The sequence below is a fragment of the Blautia stercoris genome, from assembly GCF_054657695.1.
The window spans coordinates 42974-52500 of record NZ_BAAHYF010000002.1 but is presented as its reverse complement, the minus strand read 5'-3'; the positions used below and the strand labels follow the sequence as shown (position 1 = coordinate 52500).

At 37.1% G+C, this 9527-nt stretch carries 9 protein-coding genes (1 of these 9 cut by a window edge); 3 read left to right on the top strand and 6 right to left on the bottom strand.

The features are described from left to right. From gyrA to dnaA, 6 genes are all read right to left on the bottom strand, one after another. Positions 1–1725 carry the 5' portion of a DNA gyrase subunit A gene (gene gyrA / locus ACYQ2D_RS10010; RefSeq protein WP_117457891.1) on the bottom strand. The gene continues 765 nt to the left of window position 1, outside the view, so 1725 of the gene's 2490 nt are visible here — the first part of the coding sequence; its start codon is at positions 1723–1725; its stop codon lies beyond the left edge, outside the window. Between the two features lie 108 nt (positions 1726–1833). Continuing rightward, entirely contained in the window at positions 1834–3762 is a 1929-nt protein-coding gene (gene gyrB / locus ACYQ2D_RS10005) for a DNA topoisomerase (ATP-hydrolyzing) subunit B (RefSeq protein ID WP_022303320.1), read from the bottom strand. A 24-nt stretch (positions 3763–3786) separates the two neighbouring features. Continuing rightward, complete coding sequence (gene recF / locus ACYQ2D_RS10000; RefSeq protein WP_117457890.1) at positions 3787–4866, bottom strand: DNA replication/repair protein RecF; 1080 nt, start codon at positions 4864–4866, stop codon at positions 3787–3789. 14 nt (positions 4867–4880) lie between these two features. Further along, entirely contained in the window at positions 4881–5090 is a 210-nt protein-coding gene (locus ACYQ2D_RS09995; RefSeq protein WP_022303322.1) for an RNA-binding S4 domain-containing protein, read from the bottom strand. Between the two features lie 51 nt (positions 5091–5141). Continuing rightward, positions 5142–6254: a DNA polymerase III subunit beta gene (dnaN, locus tag ACYQ2D_RS09990; RefSeq protein ID WP_117457889.1), complete on the bottom strand. Its 1113-nt coding sequence runs from the start codon at positions 6252–6254 to the stop codon at positions 5142–5144. 396 nt (positions 6255–6650) lie between these two features. After that, a complete protein-coding gene (dnaA, locus tag ACYQ2D_RS09985; protein WP_022303959.1) occupies positions 6651–8021 on the bottom strand; it encodes a chromosomal replication initiator protein DnaA in 1371 nt (456 codons plus the stop codon). A gap of 764 nt (positions 8022–8785) precedes the next feature. On the opposite strand from dnaA, the gene rpmH reads away from it, so the two are divergent. From rpmH to yidD, 3 genes are read left to right on the top strand one after another with little or no spacing between them, the layout of a single operon-like run. Further along, positions 8786–8920, top strand: a complete 135-nt coding sequence (rpmH, locus tag ACYQ2D_RS09980) for a 50S ribosomal protein L34 (protein ID WP_022303960.1) — start codon at positions 8786–8788, stop codon at positions 8918–8920. A 49-nt stretch (positions 8921–8969) separates the two neighbouring features. Further along, the gene (gene rnpA, locus ACYQ2D_RS09975) at positions 8970–9332 is read left to right on the top strand and encodes a ribonuclease P protein component (protein WP_022303961.1); all 363 of its coding nucleotides are present in this window, start codon (positions 8970–8972) and stop codon (positions 9330–9332) included. Next, positions 9313–9522: a membrane protein insertion efficiency factor YidD gene (gene yidD, locus ACYQ2D_RS09970; RefSeq protein WP_117457887.1), complete on the top strand. Its 210-nt coding sequence runs from the start codon at positions 9313–9315 to the stop codon at positions 9520–9522. The genes rnpA and yidD overlap by 20 nt, the downstream gene beginning before the upstream one ends. Positions 9523–9527: the final 5 nt, after the last annotated feature.

The following is a 9527-nucleotide window of genomic DNA, read 5'->3' as shown; positions in this document are numbered from 1 at the left end:
AGCTTTCAGACGATACACACGTCCCATATTCGTAAAGAACATCAGATAATGGTGAGTCGTTGTCATCAACAGTTCTTCCATATAGTCGTTATGAATGGTTGCCATGCCTTTGATTCCCTTACCGCCTCTGTTCTGACTGCGGAAATTATCTACGGTCATACGTTTGATATAACCTAATTTGGTCATGGCAATCACCGTATTTTCTTTTGGAATTAAATCTTCCATGGATAAATCATATTCATCAAAACCAATAGATGTTCTTCTGTCATCTCCGTATTTTTCAGCAATTAATAAAATTTCCTGTCTGATAACACGAAGCAGAAGGTTTCTGTCTCCTAAGATTGCTTTGAGCTCACGGATTTTATTCACCAGCTCATCGTACTCACCCTGCAGACGGGCACGTTCCAGTCCGGTTAATGCACGCAGACGCATGTCTACAATCGCCTGAGCCTGAACTTCTGTCAGTCCAAATGCAGTAATCAATCCTTCTTTGGCTTCCTGTGTATTTTTACTTGCACGGATAATACGAATCACTTCATCGATATTTTCCAGTGCTTTCAAAAGTCCTTCTAAGATGTGGGCTCTTTCCTGCGCTTTATTTAAATCATATTTGGTTCTTCTTGTAACTACATCTTCCTGATGCTGTAAATAATATTTCAGCATATCCAGAAGATTCATCACTTTCGGCTCATTATTTACAAGCGCAAGCATGTTTACCCCAAAGGTATCCTGAAGCTGGGTATGTTTGTATAACTGATTTAAAATAACATTCGCATTTGCATCTCTTCTCAACTCGATACAAATACGCATCCCCTCTCGGTTTGAGTGGTCGTTGATAGAAGTGATTCCATCAATCTTTTTATCTCTTACCAGTTCTGCCATCTTTTCAATCAGACGCGCTTTATTTACCATGTATGGCAGTTCTGTGACAATAATCTGGCTCTTGCCGTTTGGAAGCGTCTCAATATCTGTGACTGCGCGTACTCTGATTTTTCCACGTCCGGTACGGTAAGCTTCTTCAATTCCTCTTGTTCCAAGAATCATAGCTCCTGTTGGGAAATCCGGACCTTTTACGATGGATAAAATTTCATCCATCCCGGTATCTCGATCCTCTTCCACATAGTTGTCAATAATTTTAACAACCGCAGAAATGGTTTCTCTTAAATTGTGCGGTGGAATATTTGTTGCCATACCAACCGCAATACCGGAAGTTCCGTTTACTAAAAGATTCGGGTAACGGGACGGCAGTACCACCGGCTCTTTTTCTGTTTCATCAAAGTTCGGTGCAAAATCAACTGTATTCTTGTTGATATCTGCAAGCATTTCCATGGAAATTTTACTCAGCCTTGCTTCTGTATAACGCATAGCAGCTGCGCCATCACCATCCACAGATCCAAAGTTTCCATGACCGTCTACAAGCGGATATCTTGTAGACCAGTCCTGAGCCATGTTTACCAACGCTCCATAAATTGAACTGTCACCGTGAGGGTGATATTTACCCATCGTATCACCTACGATACGAGCACATTTTCTATGTGGCTTATCCGGTCCATTATTCAATTCAATCATTGAAAACAGAATTCTTCTCTGTACCGGCTTTAAGCCATCTCTTACATCGGGAAGCGCACGAGATGCAATAACACTCATTGCATACTCAATGTACGACTCTTCCATTTTTTTCTGCAGGTCCACCTCGTGAACTTTATCAAAAATATTATCTTCCATTCGTCTCTCCTTAACTCTGTTTAAGTCAATTTAACATCATATGCTGACCAGAATCACGCACCAAGTCTCACAGACATTCGACTTGAACAATCTATTCACGCATCAAACTTAAATATCAAGGTTCTTGACATATCTTGCATTTTCCTCGATAAACTCACGTCTAGGCTCTACTTTATCACCCATAAGTGTCTTAAATGTTAAATCCACTTCTGAAGAAGTTTCTTCATCCATAACAACTTTTAACAAAATACGGCGTTCTGGGTCCATTGTTGTCTCCCATAACTGCTCTGCATCCATCTCTCCAAGACCTTTATAACGCTGTATACGATTATTGCCGTCACGTCCGATTTCGTTAAGAATCTCATCCTGTTCTTTTTCTGAATAAGCATAATACACTTTTTTATTCCGTTCAATCTTAAACAAAGGTGGCTTTGCAAGATATACATGTCCCTGTTTAATCAGCTCCGGCATGAAACGATATAAAAATGTCAGAAGCAGGGTTGCAATATGTGCACCATCGACATCGGCATCCGTCATGATAATGATTTTATTATATCTGAGCTTGCTGATATCAAAATCTTCGTGAATTCCTGTTCCGAAAGCCGTAATCATCGCTTTGATTTCCGCATTTGCATAAATTCTGTCCAGACGCGCTTTCTCTACATTCAGAATTTTACCTCGAAGTGGAAGAATCGCCTGAGTCGCACGGCTTCTTGCAGTCTTTGCAGAACCACCGGCAGAATCACCCTCTACGATGTAAATTTCGCACTTAGACGGGTCTTTATCCATACAGTCTGCCAGCTTTCCAGGAAGAGACATTCCCTCAAGTGCAGTTTTTCTTCTGGTTAAATCTCTGGCTTTTCTTGCTGCATCTCTGGCTCTCTGTGAAAGCACAGATTTTTCTATAATGATTTTTGCAACTGCAGGATTCTGCTCTAAATAGATCTCAAGCTGATTGGCTACGATATTATCCACCGCACCTCTTGCTTCGCTGTTTCCAAGTTTCTGTTTTGTCTGTCCTTCAAACTGAGGGTCTTCAATCTTGACACTGATGATTGCAGTTAATCCCTCACGAATATCTTCACCGGAAAGATTCGCATCGCTGTCTTTTAATAATTTATTCTTTCTTGCATACTCATTAAAGGTTTTTGTCAGTGCATTTCTAAAACCAACTACATGCGTTCCGCCTTCCGGAGTTGTAATATTATTTACAAATCCATAAGTGTTTTCTGTGTAGGAATCATTATGCTGCATTGCAACTTCTACCATAACTCCGTCTTTTGTTCCCTCAAAATATAAAATCTCTTCGTAAAGAGCTGTAGTACTTTTATTTAAATACTGCACAAATTCCCGGATTCCGCCTTCATAGTGAAAAACTGTTTCTTTTGGTTCTTCCCCACGATTATCTTTTGCAATAATTTTAAGACCTTTTGTCAAAAATGCAATTTCACGGAATCTGTGTTTCAATGTATGAAAATCAAATACGGTCTCCTCAAAAATTTCAGGATCCGGATGGAACGTAACCATTGTTCCGGTCTTTTCCGAGTCACAATCCCCAATGACTTTTAGTTTATAAATAGTTTTTCCACGTTCATAACGCTGACGGTAAATTTTACCCTCATGATAAATCGTAACCTCAAGCCAGGTCGACAGTGCATTTACAACAGATGCACCTACACCATGCAGACCGCCGGATACTTTATATCCGCCACCGCCGAATTTTCCTCCGGCATGAAGAATTGTAAATACAACCTCTACCGCAGGGATTCCCGCTTTATGATTAATTCCTACCGGAATACCTCGTCCATTATCAATAACCGTAATCGAATTATCTTTGTTAATTGTAACTTCTACTGTATCACAATAACCGGCCAGCGCCTCGTCTACCGCATTATCCACAATCTCATACACAAGGTGATGCAGACCTCTGGATGAAGTACTGCCAATATACATACCCGGTCTCTTTCTTACTGCTTCCAGACCCTCCAGTATCTGAATCTGGTCGGCTCCATACTCTGTTTTAATTTCTGTGTTCATCCAATTCCTCCTGTTTCCCTGATATCAGTTAACGATGGTTCCGTCTACTACTTTGAAAAGTTTATTTATCTCAAACCTGCTGTTCACAAATTCATCCAGACCCGTACAGGTAATCATGGTCTGAATATTTTTGATGCTCTCCAGAAGATAATTCTGCCTGTTCACATCAAGTTCTGATAATACATCATCCAGCAGCAAAATGGGAACATCTTTAATTTTTCTTTCTACCAGATGAATTTCTGATAATTTCAATGACAAGGCTGCTGTACGCTGTTGTCCCTGAGAACCGTATTTTCTAATGTCGATATGATTTATTTTAACACACATATCGTCTCTGTGGGGACCCGATGATGTGTTTTTAAATTTAAAATCTTTTTCTCTGTTTTTAAGCAGTATTTCCAGAAACTGTTCTTCTTCCACATTGGGCTCATAAATCAGCTCAATCTGTTCTTTTTCTCCTGTAATACTGCTATGTATCCGCTGTATCACTTCATTCATCTCACGAACAAATTCACGTCTGCTTCGAATTACCGAGGCTCCATAGCGAACAAGCTGTTCGTCCCAGATATCCAGCGTACTCTTAAGACTTTCTTTTTGTGCAATATCTTTTAACAATTTATTGCGCTGATTTAAAATGTGATTGTACTGAAACAAATCCGACAAATAGATTTTATTAAGCTGACATAATTCTGAATCAAGAAATCTCCGGCGCTCACCTGGACCATTTTTTATAATATTTAAATCTTCCGGTGAGAAAAATACAATATTCACAATCCCCAGAAGTTCTTTTGCTTTACGGATTGGAATCCCGTCAATTGCAATTCCTTTCGCTTTATTTTTTTTCAAATGCATATCTATTCTGTGGGAAATGCCCCCTTTGTTTATTCTGAGCTTGATATGCGATTCATTTTCATGAAACCGAATCATCTCACGGTCTTTACTTCCTCTATGTGACTTTGTTGTTCCACAAAGATACACAGCTTCAAGGATATTTGTTTTTCCCTGTGCATTGTCGCCGTAAAAAATATTGGTTCCCTTGTCAAACCGCAAAGATAAAAACTCATAATTTCTAAAATCCTTTAATTCCATTGATTCAATATACATCTGTACACCTGTCGCTATTTCACAATTTTAATTTCCTGTCCATCATAAGCTACAACATCACCGTCATACAGTTTCCTGCCTCTTCTTGTATCTACTTCTCCATTTACGGTTACAAGACCATCCTGAATAACGTATTTTGCCTCCACTCCGTCTTCTACTAGATTAGCTGCTTTTAGTGCCTGACCTAATTTTATAAATTCATCTCTTAATTTTATAATTTCCATGTTTTGTCCTTTCTGCGTTAATACACTTCCGGAGTCTTTCTGTGCTTCCGATTATCTTCCGACAGAATTAAAGTTTACCGGAAGAATGAGATATACATATTGTCCTGCATCATCACGAATAAAGCAAGGTGCTTTTGGATTCATGAGATAAATATGGATTTCTTCATCATCAATGACCTTTAGTGCATCAATTAAAAATTTTGGATTAAAACCAATCATAATATCTTTTCCCATTTTGTTAATGTCGATGTCTTCTTTCATCGAACCAATCTGAGAGTCGATCTGGAGTTCCATACCCTCATCGTTAATTGTAATAATAATTGGTTTTTTATCTCCTTCTTTTACAAGAAGAGTTGCACGGTCAATACTATCTAAAAATTCTTTTTTGTTCAGTGTTACCTTTGTTTCGTAATCACTGGACAACATCTGGTCAATCTTGAAATATTCTCCCTCAATTAATCTCGAAACAACTTTTGTATTGTCAAATTCAAACAGAATATGATTTTCAGCAAAATAGATATCCACCATGTCTTCTGTCTCACCGGATAAAATCTTACTGATTTCATTTAAAGTTTTTCCCGGAACAACCACTTTCTTGTCAGAACATTCATTCTTTAACGGAATCTTTCGGATTGAAATACGATGTCCATCAAGGGATACGACTCTCAATGTGTTGTTGGCAATCTGAAATAATTCACCTGTCATCAGTTTATTGTTTTCATTTACTGCGATAGAAAAGATGGTTTGACGAATTAATTCTTTTAATGTGAACTGTGAAATCTGAACACCTTCATTTTTTTCGATAAATGGCAGATAAGAGAAATCTTCACCTGACTGTCCCGGAATATTAAATTTCGCTTTTTCACAAGTAATGGTTGTGTTTTGTTTTTCGTCTGTCACAATTGTAACATCATTATCAGGTAATTTTCTAACAATTTCTGAAAAGATTTTCGCATCAAGAGCAACGATTCCTTTTTCTTCGATAGAACCCTCTACAATTGTCTCAATTCCAAGTTCCATATCATTTGATGTAAATTTGATAATATTGGCAGATGCATCAATCAGGATACACTGTAAGATTGGCATTGTCGTTTTTGAAGGAACTGCCTTCATGACAATGTTTACACTTTTTAGTAACTCAGACTTTGAACAGATTAATTTCATAATGTGGATAACTTCCTTTCTGTGAAAATGGTTTTGCTATAAACATATATATATATAATATATTAATAGTAGTAGTAGTAGGGGATGTGGATAATGTGGATAACTCTTGAAACCCTTGTAAATAAAGGGCTTAATGGGTGTTGACAATGTGGATAACTATGTGGATAACTTGTGGATAACTCAAAATCAATGTGGATAACTTTTCTGCTTAAACAACTTAAAAAGTACTTAAAAAAAAGTTATCCACATTTTTCACCGAGTTATCCACATAGTTATCCACAAAAAAATGGCAGTTATCCACATTTTTTTTCGAGTTATCCACATTTTTGACACCCAAAATGTGGATAACTATGTCAATTTTCAAGAGAAGTGTGGATGAAGATTAATTTTTTAATTTTATTTAAGCGAATTTTTAGCTGGATTAATCTTCTTTTTAAGTATATTAATCACTTCTCTGGTTTCTTCAGAATACTGAACTTCTTTTTCGATTCGTTTGATTCCGTTCATAATGGTACTATGGTCACGTCCCCCAAGCTTGTCACCGATGATTTTCAAGGTGATATCAGTCATTTGACGGCAGAGGTACATGGCAATTTGGCGCGGATAAGTGATTTGAGAGCTTCTCTTGTTTCCTATTAAATCACTGGCGGATAAATCAAAGTGTTCAGCAACCGTACGGATAATGATTTCAGGGGTTACGACCCTCATCTCTTCATCCGGAGAAATGATGTCTTTTAAGACTTTTTCAGCCAGAGCGAGGTTAATTTCACAGTTTTCCAGATTGGCAAATGCCATGATCTTATTGAGAGATCCCTCTAATTCACGGATGTTTGAGGTAACGTTCTTTGCGATGTACTCAATGACATCATCATCAATATAATAGCCGTCAAGTTCTTCTTTTTTCTTAAGAATCGCCATTCTTGTCTCGTAGTCAGGAGCTGAAATATCAACGATTAAGCCCCATTCAAAGCGGGAACGAAGGCGGTCTTCTAAGATTTCCATATCTTTCGGAGGTTTATCAGAAGATATGATAATCTGTTTTTTTGCACCGTGAAGTGCATTAAAGGTGTGGAAAAACTCTTCCTGTGTAGATTCTTTTCCTACAATAAATTGAATATCGTCAATCATCAGAACATCGATGTTGCGATATTTCTCCCGAAACTTAGTCATGGTCATATCTGCATTATTACCACTGCGGATAGATTCAATCAATTCATTTGTAAAAATTTCACTTGTAACGTACAATACCCGCGTTTCTGGGTTTTTCTGCAGAATAAAATGTGCAATTGAATGCATTAGATGTGTTTTTCCAAGACCAACGCCACCGTAGATAAACAGTGGATTATAAGCTTCTCCTGGGGATTCAGCAACCGCAACGGACGCTGCATGTGCCATTTTATTGTTGCTTCCGACTACGAAAGTATCAAATGTATAGCGGGGATTTAAGTTTGCACGCTCAACATTTTCATTAATAATAGTTGAGGGAGCTTGTACTGTTTCAGATGGAATATCTTTTGGCTCGATTAGGGCAATTTCATATTCTTCTCCGGTTGCCTCAGAAATGGCTACTTTTAAGGGAAGAAGATAACGGTTAGTAATATAGTTGATACCAATCAGCCCGGTAGGGACTACAATTGTCACTTCATTGTCCTCAACACTGTGGACAGTAAGCGTTTCAAGCCATGTTTTGAAAGAAATATCAGAGAGCTGATGTTCCTCTCTGATGGTATTAAGAATATCCGTCCATTTTTCTTGTATTGGATGCATGGTGTATCTCCTGTGTTTAAGTAAATATAAAACAACGTAACAATAGAAAGTGCGAAAAATACACTTTCTATCAAAATACTACAAGTTTTGTATTTATCTATTCTATAATAAATTGGGACTTTTATCAACCGTTTAATCACAAAAATGTGGAAAACTATGCGAAAAATGTGGAAAACTTTTCCCAATGTGGATAATGTGGATAACTTGCAAAAAAGCAATGTGGATAATGTGGATAACTCGAAAAAAGGCATTATTTGCAACCAGTAAATGTGGATAATGTGGATAACTTCTTTCCACATTATCCACACGCTAAAACCCTTGATTTTAAAGGATTTTTTAAAAACCAAAAAAAGTTATCCACATTTTTTTTGAAGTTATCCACAAAAAAAGGTCGAGTTATCCACATTTTTTTTGAAATATTATGTAAACCAAAAAATGTGGATAACTTTGTGGATAACTTTTTTAAAGAGTGGAAAAATTGAAAAGTTATCCACAAAATGTGGATAACTTGCAAAAGTGAAAATGTGGAAAACTTTTTCGCAATGCGGATAAATGTGGAAAACTTAAAAAGCGCAAAATAATCCATAAATGACAAATTTTAAAAGCTTCAGTCAGGTATAAATTGGTATAAAAAAATCGAAAAAATGCTTGACGGAGAGGGGGTTTATGAATATAATTGAAATGATGTTTACTAAATAATGCATAACCATAGGAATACTATCTCAAGATAGATAGATATTTATTTAAAGGAGGTGCCTGGAATTATGAAAATGACATTTCAGCCAAAAAAGAGACAGAGATCTAAAGTTCACGGATTCAGAGCTAGAATGAGCACAAAAGGTGGAAGAAAAGTTTTAGCTGCAAGAAGATTAAAAGGAAGAAAAAAATTATCAGCTTAAGACCGCAGACATGTGGTCTTTTCTTCTCTTTTCATTAAAAGGATGGTTTATGAAATATTCGGAGTCGTTAAAGAAGAACAGAGATTTTCAACTGGTTTATAAAAGTGGAACATCAAAAGCAAATCGATATCTGGTTATGTATGTAAGAGAAAATCAGTTAGAAAAAAACAGAGTTGGCATATCCGTAAGCAAAAAGGTGGGAAACAGTGTTGTGAGACACCATCTTGCGCGCCTCATAAGAGAAAGTTACCGGTTAAATGAGGAAAAGTTTAAATGCGGATATGATATTGTAATTGTAGTCAGGGTAAATGGAAAGAACCAGGGGTTTCATTCCATAGAAAGTGCATTAATGCATTTAGGAAAACTCACAAAAACCATAAAAAGCGAAGAGAATGAAAACGATACTAATTAAATTGATTCGGTTTTATCAAAAGTATATATCCCCATTAAAGAGTACACGTTGTCCCTATATTCCTACGTGTTCTCAATATGGACTGGAAGCAATTGAAAAATATGGAGCAGTAAAAGGCTGCTTACTGGCCGGTTGGCGAATTTTAAGATGTAATCCATTTTCCAAAGGCGGATATGACCCGGTGCCCTGATGAAC